The sequence below is a fragment of the Streptomyces monomycini genome, assembly GCF_022271435.1.
GTDB classification, from domain to species: domain Bacteria; phylum Actinomycetota; class Actinomycetes; order Streptomycetales; family Streptomycetaceae; genus Streptomyces; species Streptomyces monomycini.
The window spans coordinates 17,432-33,854 of record NZ_JAFIQY010000040.1; the positions used below are offsets into that span (position 1 = coordinate 17,432).

Below are 16,423 nucleotides of genomic sequence, written 5' to 3' on the forward strand. Positions count from 1 at the left end.
GTTGCCAGGTAGCACCGGTACCAGGATGAAGAGACTCTGGTACCCCCCTGGGCGGCGGACGATCGTCGTCCTCGTGAGCGATACCGACGTACGCGACGTACGAACCGTCCCGACGCGGGCTCCCGAGCCCGCCCCCATCAGCACCACTCGTTCCACCCACCCCGCACTGACCACCCTCGGCCTGGTCACCGTGCTCCTCGGCGCCGCCCTGCCGATGATCGACTTCTTCATCGTCAACGTCGCGCTGCCGACCATCGACCGCGACCTGCGCGCGGGCCCGGCCCTGCTGGAGATGGTCGTCGCGGGCTACGGCGTCGCGTACGCGGTCCTGCTCGTCGTCGGCGGACGGCTCGGCGACATGGTCGGCCGGCGCCGGCTCTACCTGTGGGGGCTGGCGGCCTTCGGGCTCACCTCGCTCGCCTGCGGCCTGGCGCCGGACGCCTGGACGCTGGTGGCGGCGCGCGTCGCCCAGGGCGCGGCGGCCGCGCTGCTGCTGCCGCAGGTGCTGGCCACCATCCAGGCGACGACGAGCGGGGCGCGCCGGGCCAAGGCGGTCAGCCTGTACGGCGGTACGGCCGGCGTCGCCAGCGCCGTCGGGCAGGTGCTCGGCGGGCTGCTGGTCGCCGCCGACCTCGCCGGGACCGGCTGGCGCGCGGTGTTCCTGGTCAACGTGCCGATCGCCGCGGTGGCGCTGCTGCTCGCGCTGCGCACCGTACCCGAGACCCGCTCGCCGCACCCCAGCCGGGTCGACGTGCCCGGCACCGTGCTGCTGGCCGTCGCGATGGTCAGCCTGCTGCTGCCGCTGACCGAGGGCCGCGCGGCGGGCTGGCCGGTGTGGTCCTGGCTGCTGCCGGTCGTCTTCCCGTTCGCCGCCGCGGCGTTCGTCGTCGTGGAGCGGCGCGCCGAACGGGCCGGACGCACCCCGCTCGTCCCGCCGTCCCTGCTGCGCCTGCGCTCCGTACGCAGCGGCCTGAGCGTGATCCTGCCGTTCTCGGTCGGCTTCGGCGGGTTCATGTTCGTGCTGGCCGTCGCCCTCCAGGACGGTCTGCGGTACGGGCCGCTGGCCGCCGGGCTCGCGCTCGCCCCGCTGTGCGTGACGTTCTTCTTCGCGTCACTGGCCGGACCGCGGCTGGTGGCCCGCTTCGGGCGGCGGGTGGTGCTGGCCGGGTCGCTGATCCAGGGCGCCGGGCTGCTCGCGCTGGCGCTCGTCTTCCGTACGCAGTGGCCCGGCGTGTCCGCGCCCGCCCTGGCGGCGGCCATGGCGGTGCTCGGCGTGGGCCAGGGTCTCGTCCTGCCGGTCCTGCTGCGCATCGTCCTCAGCGAACTGCCCGCGGCGCAGGCGGGAGTGGGCAGCGGCGCGATGGTCACCACCCAGCAGGCCGGTCTGGCCCTGGGCGTCGCGACGCTCGGCACGCTCTTCCTCACGCTGCTGCCGTCACTGGGCGTGCAGAACGCGCTGATCGTCGCACTCCTCGCGCAGGTGGCGACGGTGGGGCTCAATGTGGCGCTCACGTTCCGGTTGCCGCGCGTGGTGCGGTAGGGGCGGGGGTGCGGGGCGGGGCGGGGGCGGCTCCGACCGGCCGACCGGCTGACCGGCTGACCGGCCGAACGACTGACCGGCCGACCGGCACCGAAATGACAGATATTGAAATCTGTCATCGCACATGCCATGGTTGAGGAGGGCCGCCGCCACGTGCCGTGTTCCCCCGCGGCACGTGGCGGCCCGCCACCCACCTCCCCTCCCCCGTTCCTGAGGAGCACCCCGTGGAGACCCGCACCCTCGGCACCACAGGCCCGCAGACTTCGGCCCTCGGCCTCGGCTGCATGGGCATGTCCGCCCTGTACGGCGACCCGGGCGACCGCGGCGAGTCCGTCGCCACCCTTCACGCGGCCCTCGAAGCCGGCGTCACCCTGCTGGACACCGGCGACTTCTACGGCATGGGCCACAACGAGCTGCTGATCAACGAGGCGCTGCGCACCGCGCCGGCGGCCCGCCGCGAACAGGCGCTGACCAGCGTCAAGTTCGGCGCGCAGCGCACCGTGGAGGGCGACTTCATCGGCTTCGACGGCCGGCCCGCCGCGGTGAAGAACTTCGCCGCGTACTCCCTCCAGCGCCTGGGCACCGACCACATCGACATCTACCGGGTGGCCCGCGTCGACCCCGACGTGCCGATCGAGGAGACGGTCGGCGCCATCGCCGAGCTGGTCGAGGCCGGTCACGTGCGGCACATCGGGCTGTCCGAAGCCGGCGCGGACACCCTGCGCCGGGCCGCTGCCGTCGCCCCGATCTCCGACCTCCAGATCGAGTACGCGATCATCTCCCGCGGCATCGAGGAGAAGGTCCTGCCCACCGCGCGCGAACTGGGCATCGGCATCACCGCGTACGGCGTGCTCTCCCGTGGCCTGCTCAGCGGCCACTTCGCGCGCGACCGCAAGCTGTCCGCCGACGACTACCGCGCGGCGAGCCCGCGTTTCCAGGGCGAGAACCTGCACCGCAACCTCGACCTGACCGACGCACTGCGCGTGATCGCCGAACAGAAGGGCGTCACGGTCGCGCAGATCGCCATCGCCTGGGTCCTCGCCCAGGGCGAGGACATCGTGCCGCTGGTGGGCGCCCGTCGCCGGGACCGGCTGACGGAGGCGCTGGGCGCGCTGGACGTCACCCTGGACGCCGACGACCTCGCGGCGATCGAGCGCGCCGTCCCGGCGGACGCCGCGGCCGGCGACCGCTACCCCGCACAGCAGATGGCCCTTCTGGACAGCGAGCGCTGACCTTAGGGGCACGGTCGGGGAGCGTACGGGTACGGTCCGTGGAAGGACGCCTCCGCGTCCGCACCAGGACGCCCTGCCCGGCGCCCCCGACCCGAAAGGCCCGTACGCCCGCCATGCCACCAGCCGAGACCCTGACTCCCGAACGCATCCTCGAAGTGACCGAGGACGTGCTGCGCCGCTATGGCCCGGCCAAGGCCACCGTCGTCGACGTGGCGCGCGCGCTGGGCGTCAGCCACGGCAGCGTGTACCGGCACTTCCGCACGAAGACGGCGCTGCGCGAAGCGGTCACGCAGCGCTGGCTGGACCGTGCGAGCAAGCAGCTCCAGGCGATCGTCGCCGAGGACGGCCCGGCGCCGGAACGGCTGAGCCGCTGGGTGCGCACGCTGTTCACCGCGAAGCAGCACAAGGCGGGCGACGACCCCGAACTGTTCGCGACCTACATGACGCTGGTCGGCGAGAGCGGCGGCGTCGTGGAACAGCACGTCGCCGACCTGACCGGCCAGCTGGCGGCGATCATCCTCGACGGCATCGAACAGGGCGCTTTCGCGCCGGGCGACTCGGCGACCCTGGCCCGCGCGGTCTTCGACGCGACCGGCCGCTTCCACGACCCGTGCTACGCGGCGGAGTGGTCGCGGCCGGGGATCGAGGAGGCGCTGGGGGCGGTGGTGGGGTTGGTGTTGCGGGGGTTGCGGAGTTGACGTAACGGCGACGATTGTCAGCGGTGCCCACTACGCTGAGTGTTGACTGGATCACTTCGCGGGAAGGGCGCATCATGACAGTGATGCTCGAACGACCGAAGATCATAGACGTCCCCCACGGCTCGGCAGCCTTCCAGGAGCTGTGCCGCACCGTCCTGAGCATGGACGTGCCCGATGGATACCGGGCGGAAGTCATCGGGGGAAAGATCGTCATGTCGCCGCGGTCAAGGCCCTACTACTCGGCCATCATGCTCTCGATCGAGGAACAACTGAGGCCGCACGCTCCAGAAGGTCACACCGTTGCAGGTTTCCCCAACCTGGTCGCTTTCCCCGAGCAGGAGCGATGTTACGGGCCCGATCTCTACGGCGTCCCCAGGAAGGTGTTCAAGGGGAAGCGCCGGAAGTTCGTCGACCGCGAGGCGCTTTCGCTGGCCGTCGAACTGACCTCTCCCTCAACACGGAACCAGGACTGGAAAGACACGCTCCAGGTGTACGGGACAGCTGGTGTGCCGGTGTATCTGCTGGTGGACATGCTGGATGAGATGGTCACCGTGTTCTGGGAGCCGGGTGAGAACGGGTACGCCAAGCGCGACACCGTCGAGTTCGGCGATCCGCTGCACATCCCCGCCCCCTTCGACTGCCAGCTCGACACGACCGACTTCGTCGATGCCCTCCTGGACGACGAGGAAAAGTAGGAGACGCACGGCGCCCCCTCACACCCCCAAGAACCGCAACACCGCCAGCACCCGCCGATGATCCGCGTCCGCCCTCGGCAGGTCCAGCTTGGCGAGGATGTTGTTGATGTGCTTGGCCACCGCCGACTCGCTCACCACGAGCGCTCCCGCGATGCCCGCGTTCGACCGGCCCTCCGCCATCAGGGCCAGCACCTCCCGTTCGCGTTCGGTCAGCCGCTCCAGCGGGTCACTGCGGCGCCGTACCAACAGCTGCGCCACGACCTGCGGATCCAGTGCGGTCCCGCCGTCGGCCACCCGGCGCAGCGCCTCGATGAACTCCTCGACGTCCGCGACCCGTTGCTTGAGCAGATAGCCGATACCACTGGTGTTCGAGGCGAGGAGGTGGGCGGCGTACCGTTCCTCCACGTACTGCGACAGCATCAGTACGGCGGTGTCCGGCCACCGCTCCCGGATCTCCAGCGCCGCGCGCACCCCCTCGTCCGTGAAGCCGGGCGGCATCCGTACGTCCACCACCGCGAGGTCGGGGCGGTGCTCCGCCACCGCCGTCAGCAGCGCCTGCGCGTCACCCACCTCGGCGGCCACCTCGAAACCGGCCGTCTCCAGCACCTTCACCAGCCCGACCCGCAGCAGGACGGAGTCCTCGGCGATCACGGCGCGGCGTACGGCGGGTGTCAGGTCGTGCACGGCAACTCCACGGTCATGGTGGTCGGGCCCCCGACGGGGCTGCTCATCCGGAACGCCCCGTCCACGGAGCGCACGCGCTGGGCGAGCCCCTTCAGACCGCTCCCCCGTGCCGGATCGGCACCGCCCACCCCGTCGTCGGCGACGACCACCCGCAGTATCTCGCCGAGGCGGGTCACGGTCACCTCGGCCCGGGTCGCCTCCGCGTGCTTGGCCACGTTGTTGAGGGCCTCGGAGACGACGAAGTAGGCGACCGCCTCGACGGCGGGCGCGGCCCGGTCGGGCAGCTCCGTCCACAGCCGCACCGGCAGCGGCGCCCGGACCGCCAGCCCCGACAGGGCGGCGTCCAGGCCGAGTTCGTCCAGCACCGCCGGGTGCAGGCCGCGTACCAGGCTGTTCAGCTCCTCGATGGACTCCTTCGCCTCGCGGTGCGCCTCCTCGATGACCTGCCGCGCCTCGGGCGGCAGGTCCTTGAGCGTGGCCTTGGCCAGCCCCAGGTTGAGCGCGAGCGCGACCAGCCGCTGCTGCGCGCCGTCGTGCAGGTCCCGTTCGATACGGCGGCGTTCGGCGTCGGCGGCGTCGACCGCTCCGGCCCGGCTCTCGGTCAGGTCCTCGACGCGCCGTTCCAGTTCCTCGGAGCGGCTGACGCAGAGGACGGCGCGTCCGACGATGTTCTCCAGCCGTACGAGGCCGCCGGCCAGGGCGGGGACGGCGGCCAGGACCAGCAGGCCCGCGACGGTCGCGTACCCGAGCGGGGTGGCGTACCCGCGGTGCTCCACCCGCCAGTGCCAGTCCACCGCGAAGATCCACACCAGGCTGGTGGCCGCCGCCAGTGCCGTCACCAGCACCGCCAGCACGGCGAGTTCGAGGAGCCCGAAGAGCGGCCCGATCAGGCAGTTGTAGCCCCACTGCCGCTTCCCCTCACGCAGGCGCAACCTTGGCAGGTCCACGCCGCACAGGGACCGGAAGCGCCACCGCTGGGCCTCGGTCAGGCCGTAGGCGGAGAGGACGAGCAGCGTCAGCGGGATCGGGAGCCCCAACGTTCCCCAGTCGGTCGCCGGCCCGAGGATGTCGCCGACGTGCAGGCATGCCCAGATGCTCAACAGGGGCGGTATGCCGTGCAACGGCGCCCCGGCGCCGATGAAGAGAAGGTCGCGGCGCAGCCGTACGAGAACACGGCGCAGCCGCGGCGGAATGGTCATGAGCAAACGGTATGCGGATGCCTGACAGGCGAGCCATGAAGCCACTGCCCGCTCCCGGGGTGCAACTGGTGCCACCCCGAGTCGGACACCGGCGTTACTGACCGCGACCGCTCTCGCCGGGAGAGTGGATCACGAGCCCGAAAGCCGGGCCGGCCCGACCCGGAAGAGGCGCACCCATGGCACTCATCGCCTTCAACTCCCCTTGCACGGCCCGCCCGTTCACCCTCGTGGCGACCCGCCGCATCTGGGCGGGCCGCATCCTGACCGGCGCCGGGCTGGTCCTGCTGCCGTGGATGGGCTATCTCGCGGGGACGCTGCCGCCCGCGGAGGCGGCGGCGTGGGTGGCGCTGGACGCGGTGGAGGCGGCATGCCTGCTGACCGCCGGTACCCGGCTGATGAACGGGCGGTCCGGTCACCGGGCCGCCGCGGCGGCGGCAGCGGTGCTGCTCGTCACCGACGCGTACGCCGACGTGGCGACGGCCGGGCCGGGCAGCGAGCTGCTGGGCGCCATAGCCATGGCGGTCGGCGCCGAGCTGCCGCTGGCAGCGCTGTGCGGGGTGCTCGCCGCGCGGACGGTCCGGTGAAAGACGGCCTCAATCACCGGCCGGGCTGCGATGTCCAGGCGCACACGCATCGGCCGGGCCGGGGAATCCCCGGCCCGGCCGATGCGCTAAAAACCGACTGGCGTCAGCACCCCAGCAGACGCGCACCCAGGTACGCCTGGATCTGGTCCAGCGACACCCGCTCCTGCTTCATCGTGTCGCGCTCGCGCACGGTGACCGCGTTGTCGTCCAGGGTGTCGAAGTCGACGGTGACGCAGAACGGCGTGCCGATCTCGTCCTGGCGACGGTAGCGGCGGCCGATGGCGCCCGCGTCGTCGAAGTCGATGTTCCAGTTCTTGCGCAGGTCCGTCGCCAGGCCCTTGGCCTTCGGCGAGAGCTGCGGGTTACGGGACAGCGGCAGCACGGCGACCTTGACCGGCGACAGGCGCGGGTCGAGGCGCAGCACCGTGCGCTTCTCCATCTTGCCCTTGGCGTTCGGCGCCTCGTCCTCGTTGTACGCGTCGAGCATGAAGGCGAGCATCGCCCGGCCGACACCGGCCGCCGGCTCGATGACGTACGGGGTGTAGCGCTCGCCGGCCTCCTGGTCGAAGTACGACAGGTCCTGGCCGGACGCCTTGGCGTGCGAGGACAGGTCGTAGTCGGTGCGGTTGGCGACACCCTCCAGCTCGCCCCACTCCGAGCCGCCGAACTGGAAGCGGTACTCGATGTCGGCGGTGCGCTTGGAGTAGTGCGAGAGCTTCTCGGCGGGGTGCTCGTACCAGCGGATGTTCTCCTCGCGCAGGCCGAGGTCGCGGTACCAGTTGTACCGCTGCTCCATCCAGTACTCCTGCCACTGCTCGTCCTCGCCCGGCTTGACGAAGAACTCCATCTCCATCTGCTCGAACTCGCGGGTGCGGAAGATGAAGTTGCCGGGCGTGATCTCGTTGCGGAAGGACTTGCCCATCTGCGCGATGCCGAACGGCGGCTTCTTGCGGGAGGTCTGCTGGACCTGGGCGAAGTTGGTGAAGATGCCCTGCGCGGTCTCGGGACGCAGGTAGGCGACGGAGCCGCTGTCCTGGGTCGGGCCGAGGTGGGTGGAGAGCAGGCCGGAGAACTGCTTGGGCTCGGTGAACTGGCCCTTGTTGCCGCAGTTCGGGCAGTTGATGTCGGCCAGGCCGTTCTCGGGCAGCCGGTTGTGCTTGGCCTCGTACGCCTCTTCCAGGTGGTCCGCGCGGAACCGCTTGTGGCAGGCGGTGCACTCGGTGAGCGGGTCGGTGAACGTCGCGACGTGACCGGAGGCGGACCACACCTCGGGGGCCAGGATCACCGACGAGTCGAGGCCGACCACGTCGTCGCGCGAGGTGACCATGGAGCGCCACCACTGGCGCTTGATGTTCTCCTTGAGCTCGACGCCGAGCGGACCGTAGTCCCAGGCGGCGCGCTGGCCGCCGTAGATCTCACTGCACGGGTATACAAAGCCACGGCGCTTGCTCAGGCTGACGATGGTGTCGATCTTGTCGGCGGCCACGGTGCTCTCTTCATTGCGACGACGAACGGGTGGACAAGGCGGCGCCCTGCGCCTCGACGAGGGGCGGCGGTCGGGATACGCGCGGGCGAATAACTCAGGTTACCGGCGGCCCTGCCCCCCGGATCAAATCGGTTCCCCGGCAGCCCTCCCCGGAGCCCGTTGTTGACAATCGTTTCCACTTTTGTTGAAAATGAGTGTCATGAACGTACGACGTCACATACCCACCGCCGTCCTGGCCGGAGCCTCCGTACTCGGCATGCTCACCCTCTCCGCCTGCTCCGACTCGGGCGGGGGCAAGGCCGACGGCAAGCTGAACGTGACGGCGTCGTTCTACCCGATGGAGTTCCTCGCCAAGGAGATCGGCAAGGACCACGTCCAGGTCACCGATCTGACCAAGCCCGGCACCGAGCCCCACGACCTGGAGCTCAGCCCGCGCCAGATCGCCGACCTCGGCGAATCCGACGCGATCGTCTACCTCAAGGGCGTCCAGCCCGCCGTCGACAAGGCCGTCCAGCAGTCCGGTGTGCAGCACACCGTCGACGCGGCGTCCCTGACCGAGCTGAAGAAGCACGGCTCGGAGGTCGACGGCCACGACCACACCACCGGCGACAACGGCACCGGCCACGACGAGCACGGGCACGAGGGGCACGAAGGCCACGATCACGGGGGCGACGGCAACGACCCGCACATCTGGCTCGACCCGGTGAAGCTCGCCCAGGTCGCCAAGGGAGTCGGCAAGACCCTCGCCGACGCCGACCCGGCCCACCAGGCCGACTACGCCCGCAACACCGACGACCTGGTCAAGAAGCTCGACGACCTGAACAAGAAGTTCGAGGACGGGCTGAAGAACAAGAAGTCGGACACCTTCATCACCACCCACGCCGCCTTCGGCTACCTCGCCGAGCGCTACGGCCTGACCGAGGAAGCCATCAACGGCATCGACCCCGAGTCGGGCGACGTCAGCGGCAGCCGGATGAAGGAACTCCAGAAGCTGGCCAAGGACCACCACGTCAACACGGTCTTCTTCGAGACGCTGACCAGCCCCGCGATGGCCAAGACGCTCGCCAAGGACCTCGGCGTGCAGACCGCCGTGCTCGACCCCATCGAGGGGATCACCGAGAAGTCGCAGGGCAAGGACTACGTCCAGGTCATGGAGGCCAACCTCGCGGCGCTGCAGAAGGCGCTCGGCGCCAAGTGACCGGACGCGCGGAGCGGCCGGGTACCCGGCGGGACACATACGTACGGCACGACGGGAGGACCCGGCCATGAAGGACCAGGACACGGTCATATCCCTGCGCGGGGCGGGTGCGGCGCTCGGCGCACGCCCCGTCCTGCGCGGCGTCGATCTGACCGTACGGCGCGGCGAGGTGGTGGCCCTGCTCGGCGCCAACGGCTCCGGCAAGTCCACCGCCGTCCGCGCGGTGGTCGGCCAGGTGCCGCTGACCAGCGGCGAGCTGGAGCTGTTCGGCACCCCGCAGCGCCGGTTCCGGGACTGGGCGCGCATCGGGTACGTCCCGCAGCGCACCACCGCGGCGGGCGGCGTGCCCGCCACCGTCCGCGAGATCGTCGCCTCCGGCCGGCTCTCCCGTACGAAGCTGAAGTGGCCCGGGAAGGCCGACCGGGACGCCGTCCACCGGGCCCTGGACCTGGTGGGCATGGCGGACCGCGCCAAGGACTGCGTCGAGGCGCTCTCCGGCGGCCAGCACCAGCGGGTGCTGATCGCCCGCGCGCTGGTCGCCTCCCCCGAGCTGCTGATCATGGACGAGCCGATGGCCGGGGTCGACCTGGCCAGCCAGGAGGTGCTGGCCGAGACGCTGCGGGGGCAGGTCGCGGCGGGCGCCACCGTGCTCCTCGTCCTGCACGAGCTGGGCCCGCTGGAGCCGCTGATCGACCGCGCGGTGGTGCTGCGCGACGGCTGTGTGGTGCACGACGGCCCGCCGCCCGAGGCGGTCGGCCAGCACGCCCTGCCCGGCCACGACCACGTCCACCCGCACGCGGACCCGGCCGCCGAGCCGGTCCGGACCGGGCTGCTGACCTGAGACGGACTGACCTGACATGGACCTTTTGAACTACGCCTTCATGCAGCGCGCGCTGCTGGCCGCCCTCCTGGTCGGCGTCACCGCGCCGGCCGTCGGCATCTACCTCGTACAGCGCCGCCAGGCGATCATGGGCGACGGCATCGGCCATGTCGCGCTGACCGGCGTCGCGCTGGGCTTCCTGCTGCGCACCTCGCCCGTGTGGATGGCCGTGCTGGTCGCCGCGCTCGGCGCGATCGCCATGGAACTGGTGCGCTCCAAGGGCCGTACCCGCGGGGACATCGCGCTGGCGATGCTCTTCTACGGCGGCATGGCCGGCGGTGTGCTGATCGTCAACCTGGCACCCGGCGGCTCCACCGCCAACCTCACCAGTTTCCTCTTCGGCTCGATCACCAGCGTCTCCGCCGAGGACGTCACGGTCACCTGTCTGCTGGCCGCCTTCGTGATGGCCGTCACCCTCGGCCTGCGCCGGCAGCTGTTCGCCGTCTGCCAGGACGAGGAGTTCGCCCGGGTGATGGGCCTGCCCGTGCGGTGGCTGAACCTGCTGCTCGCGGTCACCGCCGCGCTCACCGTCACGGTCGCGATGCGCGCCGTCGGTCTGCTCCTGGTCAGCGCGCTGCTGGTGGTGCCGGTGGCCGCCGCGCAGCAGGCCACCCGCGGCTTCGCCATGACCCTCGCGCTGGCCGTCGCCATCGGCGTCGTCGTCACCCTCTCCGGTACGGTCTTCTCCTTCTACGTGGACGTGCCGCCCGGCGCGAGCATCGTGCTGCTGGCCATCGCGGTCTTCGCGCTGATGGCGGCACTGGCCGCCCCGCTGGCCAGAAAGCGCGCGCGGGCCGCCGCCGCGGCCGCCGAACAGTGCACTCTGGATCTGCCCGGCGGCCGCTCCCCCGGCGACGATGTCAGCGTGCAAGGGGCCAAGGGATAGGTACGTACGCGTAAGCGTTGCACCCGGGCTCCGGTCATCACCTGGCACAATGGCCGGACTGATGTGCAGGGGGACGTCCCGAGACCTAGGGAGGCAACGGTGGCGAGCGCTGGATCTCCGGTGCGCGGCCGGTCGACGCGGCAGCGGGCCGCCGTGGCAGCGGCACTGGACGAAGTGGACGAGTTCCGCAGCGCGCAGGAACTGCACGACATGCTCAAGCACCGGGGGGACTCGGTCGGCCTGACCACCGTCTACCGGACGTTGCAGTCCCTCGCCGACGCGGGCGAGGTCGACGTGCTGCGCACCAACGAGGGCGAAGCCGTCTACCGGCGGTGCAGCACCGACGACCACCACCATCACCTGGTGTGCCGCAACTGCGGCAAGGCCGTCGAGGTGGAGGGCCCGGCCGTGGAGAAGTGGGCGGACCAGATCGCCGCCGAGCACGGCTTCCAGGACGTCGGGCACACCATCGAGATCTTCGGTACGTGCGGTGAGTGCGCGGCCAAGGCGGCCGCCGGCTCCGCCTGACGCGGAGCAGGCCGGCAGCGGCACGGAAAAGCGGCCGGGTCCCTGAACCAGGGGCCCGGCCGCTTTCGTACGCGGACTCTCACTGCTGCGGCGCGGACTCCGCCTCCGGAGCGGCACCGAAACGGCGGTCCCGCTTGGCGTATTCGAGGCAGGCGTCCCACAGGTTCCGCCGGTCGAAATCCGGCCAGAGAATGTCCTGGAACACCATCTCGGCGTAGGCGCTCTGCCAGATCAGATAGTTGGACGTGCGCTGTTCGCCCGACGGCCGGACGAACAGGTCCACGTCCGGCATGTCCGGGTAGTACAGGTACTTGGCGACGGTCTTCTCGCTGACCTTCGACGGGTCCAGCTTCCCGGCCCGCACATCGGCCGCGATGGCCGCCGCCGCGTCCGCGATCTCCGCCCGGCCGCCGTAGTTGACGCAGAAATACAGCGTCATGGCGTCGTTGTCCTTGGTCTGCTCCTGGGCGACCTGGAGCTCCTGCACCACGGACTTCCACAGCTTCGGCATCCGGCCGACCCAGCGGATACGGATGCCCAGCGCGTCCATCTCGTCCCGGCGGCGGCGGATGACGTCACGGTTGAAGTTCATCAGGAAGCGGACCTCGTCGGGCGAGCGCTTCCAGTTCTCCGTGGAAAAGGCGTACAGCGACAGGTTCTTGACGCCCATCTCGATGCAGCCCTTGAGCACGTCGAGGACGACGCCCTCGCCGACCTTGTGGCCCTCGGTGCGGGGCAGGCCGCGCTCCTTGGCCCAGCGGCCGTTGCCGTCCATGACGACCGCCACGTGGTTCGGGACGAGTTCGCCGGGGATCTTCGGGGGACGCGCACCGGACGGGTGCGGCTCGGGCGTCTCGTACTCGCGTCGGCCGCGCCCCAGGAATCCGCGTCGTGCCATCCGGTCCACATCTCCTATGCCGTAGTGCGTGGTGCGGTCGGGTCCGAGCCGCCGCCGTCTCCGGGCGGGCGCTCGCCCCCGAACTGCTGAGCCTATCTATTTCTCTACGTACCGCAGCGAGCGCAGGCCGCGCTCCAGGTGCCAGTGCAGGTAGGCCGCGACGAGCCCGCTGCCCTCCCGGACGTGCCGGGGTTCGCACGCGTCCGCCGTCGCCCAGTCGCCGGACAGCAACGCCGCCAGCAGCCCGATGGCCTCGGAGGAGGGTACGACGCTGCCGGGCACCCGGCAGTCACCGCACACCACACCGCCCGACCCCACGGAGAAGAAACGGTTCGGGCCGGGCAGGCCGCACTTGGCGCAGCCGTCGAAGCTGGGGGCGTAGCCGTTGACCGCGAGCGAGCGCAGCAGGAAGGCGTCCAGCACCAGGTGCGGTTCGTGCTCGCCGCGCGCGAGCGTGCGCAGTCCGCCGACCAGCAGCAGGTACTGCTGCACGGCCGGCTCGCCCTCGTGGTCGGTGAACCGCTCGGCGGTCTCCAGCATGGCCGTGCCGGCGGTGTAACGGGCGTAGTCCGTGACGATGCCGCCCCCGTAGGCGGCGATGGTCTCGCTCTGCGTGCACATGGGCAGTCCGCGTCCGACCAGCTCGCTGCCGCGGGCGTAGAACTGCACGTCGACGTGGGAGAACGGCTCCAGCCGGGCGCCGAACTTGGACTTCGTACGGCGTACGCCCCGGGCCACGGCGCGTACCCGGCCGTGACCGCGCGTGAGGAAGGTGATGATCCGGTCCGCCTCGCCCAGCTTCTGGGTGCGCAGCACGACGCCGTCATCGCGGAACAGACTCATGCCGTCCATTCTCGCGCACCCGGCGGCGGCCCCGGTCCCGGCCGGTCCGCACCGCCCTCAGGACGGCGTACGGGCCGCCGCCAGCAGCCGGGCGGTGTCGTCCGGGCACAGCAGCAGGGCCGCGCCCACGGTGGTCAGGACCTCGCGCTCGGACGGCAGGTACGGGCCGTCGGCCAAGGCGATGCGGGCGCCCTGGAGGAGCAGCGACTCCCGGCCCGCCGGGGCCAGGTGCGGCGCCAGCGGCTCCAGCGCCTCGTGCAGCTCTATGGCCAGCGCCGTACCGCACGGGTCGAGGCCGCCGCCGGGACGGCCGACGCTCCCGGAGGCGGCGCGCGACAGGGCGCCGTCGTGCGCGCCGGGCAGCCGGCCGGTGTCCGCGGCGAGCGCGGCGAGCAGCGTCAGCAGCTGGTCCTCCGTGCAGTCCGCGAAGCCCGCGGCGCGCACCGTGCCCACCGCCGTGCCGCGCACCCCGGGCGAGGCCGTGCCGCCGGCGGCCAGTACGGCCAGCGTGACGGTGTGCACGGCGTCCCGGAGCATCGCCGAGAAGCGCGTGGTGGTGGGGTGGTCCAGGGCGTCCAGCGCGAAGTGGCCGCGGCAGGCGGAGCACTCGACGACCGGGCCCGCGGTGCCGCGCGGCAGCAGCGGCACGCCGAGGACGGTCAGACGCCGGCGGCCGGTCCGCCGGAGGTAGTTGCGGTCCCCGCCGCACTCGGGGCAGAAGAACTCGCCGTCGGCGACGGTGCGCCAGGACGTCCGCACACCCATCACAGCCAGCTTGTGCATCACGTCGACCCTCCGTAACGCTCCGGCATCTTTGCCGCGTTGACGTGATGTTAGCCACATCCGTGATGCGGCGTCAGTAGTGCGGACCGGACAAGACGGCCGTTTAAACCGGTTGAACGCCCGAGCGCCCCCCGGCGCTCGCGGAAAGAGCCGGGGGACGCTCGGTACGTCGCAGGTCACAGCCGGTGTGCGGCCCGGAGCCCGGTCCGGCCCGCAGGCCGGGGGCGCGGACCGCACAACGGCCCGGTGATCAGCGGCTCGCGCGGTTGACCGCCGAGACGGCCGCCTTGATCGAGGCGCGCACGATGTTCGCGTCGATGCCGACGCCCCACAGCACCTTGTCGCCGATCGCGCACTCGATGTACGCGGCGGCCTGGGCGCCGACGCCCTCGCTCATCGTGTGCTCGACGTAGTCCAGCAGCCGTACGTCCACGTCGATCGCGTGCAGCGCGTCGAAGAACGCCGCCAGCGGGCCGTTGCCGGTACCGGTCAGGACCGTGTCGGCGCCGCCCACGACCGCCTCGACGGTCAGCGCGTCGGTGCCCTCGGTCGTCGTGGAGGTCTGCGCGCTGCGCAGCGCGATCCGGCCCCAGGCGTTCTCCGGGGTCGGCAGGTACTCGTCCTGGAAGACCGACCAGATCGCGTCCGGCGTGACCTCGCCGCCCTCGGCGTCGGTCTTCTCCTGGATGGTCTTGGAGAACTCGATCTGCATCCGGCGCGGCAGGTCCAGCTTGTGGTCGTTCTTCAGGACGTACGCGATGCCGCCCTTGCCGGACTGCGAGTTGACGCGGATCACGGCCTCGTAGGAGCGGCCGACGTCCTTGGGGTCGATGGGCAGGTACGGGACGGCCCACTCCAGGTCGTCCACGCTCTTGCCCTGCTCCGCGGCCTGGACCTCCATGGCCTCGAAGCCCTTCTTGATGGCGTCCTGGTGGGAGCCGGAGAAGGCGGTGTAGACCAGGTCGCCCGCGTACGGGTGGCGCGGGTGGACCTCCATCTGGTTGCAGTACTCGGCGGTCCGGCGGACCTCGTCGATCTGCGAGAAGTCGATCTGCGGGTCCACGCCCTGGCTGAACAGGTTCATGCCCAGGGTGACCAGGTCCACGTTGCCGGTGCGCTCGCCCTGCCCGAACAGGCAGCCCTCGATCCGGTCCGCACCGGCCATGATCGCCAGTTCGGCGGCGGCCACCGCGGTGCCGCGGTCGTTGTGCGGGTGCACGGACAGGCAGATGTGCTCGCGCCGGGACAGGTTGCGCGACATCCACTCGAAGCGGTCGGCGTGCGTGGAGGGGGTGGAGCGCTCGACGGTGGCCGGCAGGTTCAGGATGATCTCGCGGCCCGCCTCGGGCTGCCAGACGTCCATCACGCCCTCGCAGACCTCCAGGGCGAAGTCCAGCTCGGTGTCGGTGAAGATCTCCGGGCTGTACTGGTAGCCGAACGCCGTCTCCGGGCCCAGGATCTTCTCCGCGTACTCCACGACCAGCCGCGTACCGTCCACCGCGATCTGCTTGACCTGCTCGCGCGAGCCGCGGAAGACCACCCGGCGGAAGACCGGCGCGGTGGCGTTGTACAGGTGGACGGTGGCCTTGTGGGCGCCGCGCAGCGACTCCACGGTCCGCTCGATCAGCTCCTCGCGGGCCTGCGTCAGGACGGAGATCGTCACGTCCTCGGGGATCGCACCCTCTTCGATGATCGACCGTACGAAGTCGAAGTCGGTGGCGCCGGACGAGGGGAAACCGACCTCGATCTCCTTGTAGCCCATCTTCACCAGCAGGTCGAACATCTCGCGCTTGCGGGCCGGCGACATGGGGTCGATCAGGGCCTGGTTGCCGTCGCGCAGGTCCGTGGAGAGCCAGCGGGGCGCCTGGGTGATGCGGTTGTCCGGCCAGGTGCGGTCCGCGATGTCGACGGCCTCGTAACCGCCGTAGCGGTGCACCGGCAGGCCGGAGGGCTTCTGGGTGCGGGTCGCGTTCGTGATCGGGGTGGGGCGGCCGACGGAGTTCTCAGCGTGCTGGGCGGCGATCGACGGATTCGTCATGGTGGCGCGGGGCTCCTCGTGTGTCCGCGGGGGGGGAGAGGCCGACGGGGCGAAAATCGCAACACCGAATCCCGCGGGGAGGGGGTCGGCCTACGACAACAGACCCTCGCCGCGGCAGCTAAGGAGAAGCAGCCCGTAACGCATGATGCACAGCACCCTAGCCGAGGTGACGCGGAATCTGCGGCCCCGTATCAGTATGCGGGACCGGGCCCACGTAACCCCCGAACAGCGATCTACCACACGTTTTCAGG

At 71.1% G+C, this 16,423-nt stretch carries 16 protein-coding genes; 9 read left to right on the forward strand and 7 right to left on the reverse strand.

Annotated elements, in window-relative coordinates; genetic code table 11:
• Positions 1-25: 25 nt before the first annotated feature.
• The 4 genes from JXZ78_RS32135 to JXZ78_RS32150 all read left to right on the forward strand — a co-directional run bounded on the left by JXZ78_RS32135 (position 26) and on the right by JXZ78_RS32150 (position 4,165).
• Complete coding sequence (locus JXZ78_RS32135; protein ID WP_167745451.1) at positions 26-1,540, forward strand: MFS transporter; 1,515 nt, start codon at positions 26-28, stop codon at positions 1,538-1,540.
• 224 nt (positions 1,541-1,764) lie between these two features.
• Positions 1,765-2,772, forward strand: coding sequence for an aldo/keto reductase (locus JXZ78_RS32140; protein ID WP_030021944.1), 1,008 nt, complete (start codon positions 1,765-1,767; stop codon positions 2,770-2,772).
• A 113-nt stretch (positions 2,773-2,885) separates the two neighbouring features.
• A complete protein-coding gene (locus JXZ78_RS32145) occupies positions 2,886-3,470 on the forward strand; it encodes a TetR/AcrR family transcriptional regulator (protein ID WP_030021945.1) in 585 nt (194 codons plus the stop codon).
• 74 nt (positions 3,471-3,544) lie between these two features.
• Positions 3,545-4,165, forward strand: a complete 621-nt coding sequence (locus JXZ78_RS32150; protein ID WP_033038632.1) for a Uma2 family endonuclease — start codon at positions 3,545-3,547, stop codon at positions 4,163-4,165.
• An 18-nt stretch (positions 4,166-4,183) separates the two neighbouring features.
• On the opposite strand, the gene JXZ78_RS32155 is transcribed toward JXZ78_RS32150, so the two are convergent.
• On the reverse strand, positions 4,184-4,816 hold the full coding sequence (locus JXZ78_RS32155) for a response regulator (protein WP_030021947.1): 633 nt from the start codon (positions 4,814-4,816) through the stop codon (positions 4,184-4,186).
• A gap of 20 nt (positions 4,817-4,836) precedes the next feature.
• Positions 4,837-6,048 (reverse strand): sensor histidine kinase, encoded by a 1,212-nt coding sequence (locus JXZ78_RS32160; protein WP_030021948.1) that lies wholly within the window; start codon positions 6,046-6,048, stop codon positions 4,837-4,839.
• 176 nt (positions 6,049-6,224) lie between these two features.
• Here JXZ78_RS32160 and JXZ78_RS32165 point away from each other — a divergent pair, with 176 nt between their 5' ends.
• Positions 6,225-6,632, forward strand: coding sequence for a hypothetical protein (locus JXZ78_RS32165; protein WP_030021949.1), 408 nt, complete (start codon positions 6,225-6,227; stop codon positions 6,630-6,632).
• Between the two features lie 103 nt (positions 6,633-6,735).
• Here JXZ78_RS32165 and JXZ78_RS32170 read toward each other — a convergent pair whose 3' ends face one another.
• Positions 6,736-8,118: a glycine--tRNA ligase gene (locus JXZ78_RS32170; protein WP_030021950.1), complete on the reverse strand. Its 1,383-nt coding sequence runs from the start codon at positions 8,116-8,118 to the stop codon at positions 6,736-6,738.
• A gap of 199 nt (positions 8,119-8,317) precedes the next feature.
• On the opposite strand from JXZ78_RS32170, the gene JXZ78_RS32175 reads away from it, so the two are divergent.
• The 4 genes from JXZ78_RS32175 (at position 8,318) to JXZ78_RS32190 (ending at position 11,610) form a co-directional block, all read left to right on the forward strand.
• Entirely contained in the window at positions 8,318-9,316 is a 999-nt protein-coding gene (locus JXZ78_RS32175; RefSeq protein WP_030021951.1) for a metal ABC transporter substrate-binding protein, read from the forward strand.
• A gap of 67 nt (positions 9,317-9,383) precedes the next feature.
• Positions 9,384-10,157, forward strand: a complete 774-nt coding sequence (locus JXZ78_RS32180) for a metal ABC transporter ATP-binding protein (RefSeq protein ID WP_030021952.1) — start codon at positions 9,384-9,386, stop codon at positions 10,155-10,157.
• Positions 10,158-10,173: 16 nt separating this feature from the next.
• Complete coding sequence (locus JXZ78_RS32185; protein ID WP_030021953.1) at positions 10,174-11,082, forward strand: metal ABC transporter permease; 909 nt, start codon at positions 10,174-10,176, stop codon at positions 11,080-11,082.
• Positions 11,083-11,181: 99 nt separating this feature from the next.
• Positions 11,182-11,610 carry a Fur family transcriptional regulator gene (locus JXZ78_RS32190; RefSeq protein WP_030021954.1) on the forward strand — a complete coding sequence of 143 codons (429 nt, stop codon included), beginning with the start codon at positions 11,182-11,184 and terminating at the stop codon, positions 11,608-11,610.
• A 79-nt stretch (positions 11,611-11,689) separates the two neighbouring features.
• Here JXZ78_RS32190 and JXZ78_RS32195 read toward each other — a convergent pair whose 3' ends face one another.
• The 4 genes from JXZ78_RS32195 to leuA form a co-directional block, all read right to left on the reverse strand.
• Positions 11,690-12,508, reverse strand: coding sequence for an isoprenyl transferase (locus JXZ78_RS32195; protein WP_030021955.1), 819 nt, complete (start codon positions 12,506-12,508; stop codon positions 11,690-11,692).
• A gap of 96 nt (positions 12,509-12,604) precedes the next feature.
• Positions 12,605-13,351, reverse strand: a complete 747-nt coding sequence (gene recO / locus JXZ78_RS32200) for a DNA repair protein RecO (RefSeq protein ID WP_030021956.1) — start codon at positions 13,349-13,351, stop codon at positions 12,605-12,607.
• Positions 13,352-13,408: 57 nt separating this feature from the next.
• Entirely contained in the window at positions 13,409-14,134 is a 726-nt protein-coding gene (locus tag JXZ78_RS32205; RefSeq protein ID WP_030021957.1) for a TerB family tellurite resistance protein, read from the reverse strand.
• Between the two features lie 250 nt (positions 14,135-14,384).
• On the reverse strand, positions 14,385-16,172 hold the full coding sequence (gene leuA / locus JXZ78_RS32210) for a 2-isopropylmalate synthase (RefSeq protein WP_030021958.1): 1,788 nt from the start codon (positions 16,170-16,172) through the stop codon (positions 14,385-14,387).
• Positions 16,173-16,423: the final 251 nt, after the last annotated feature.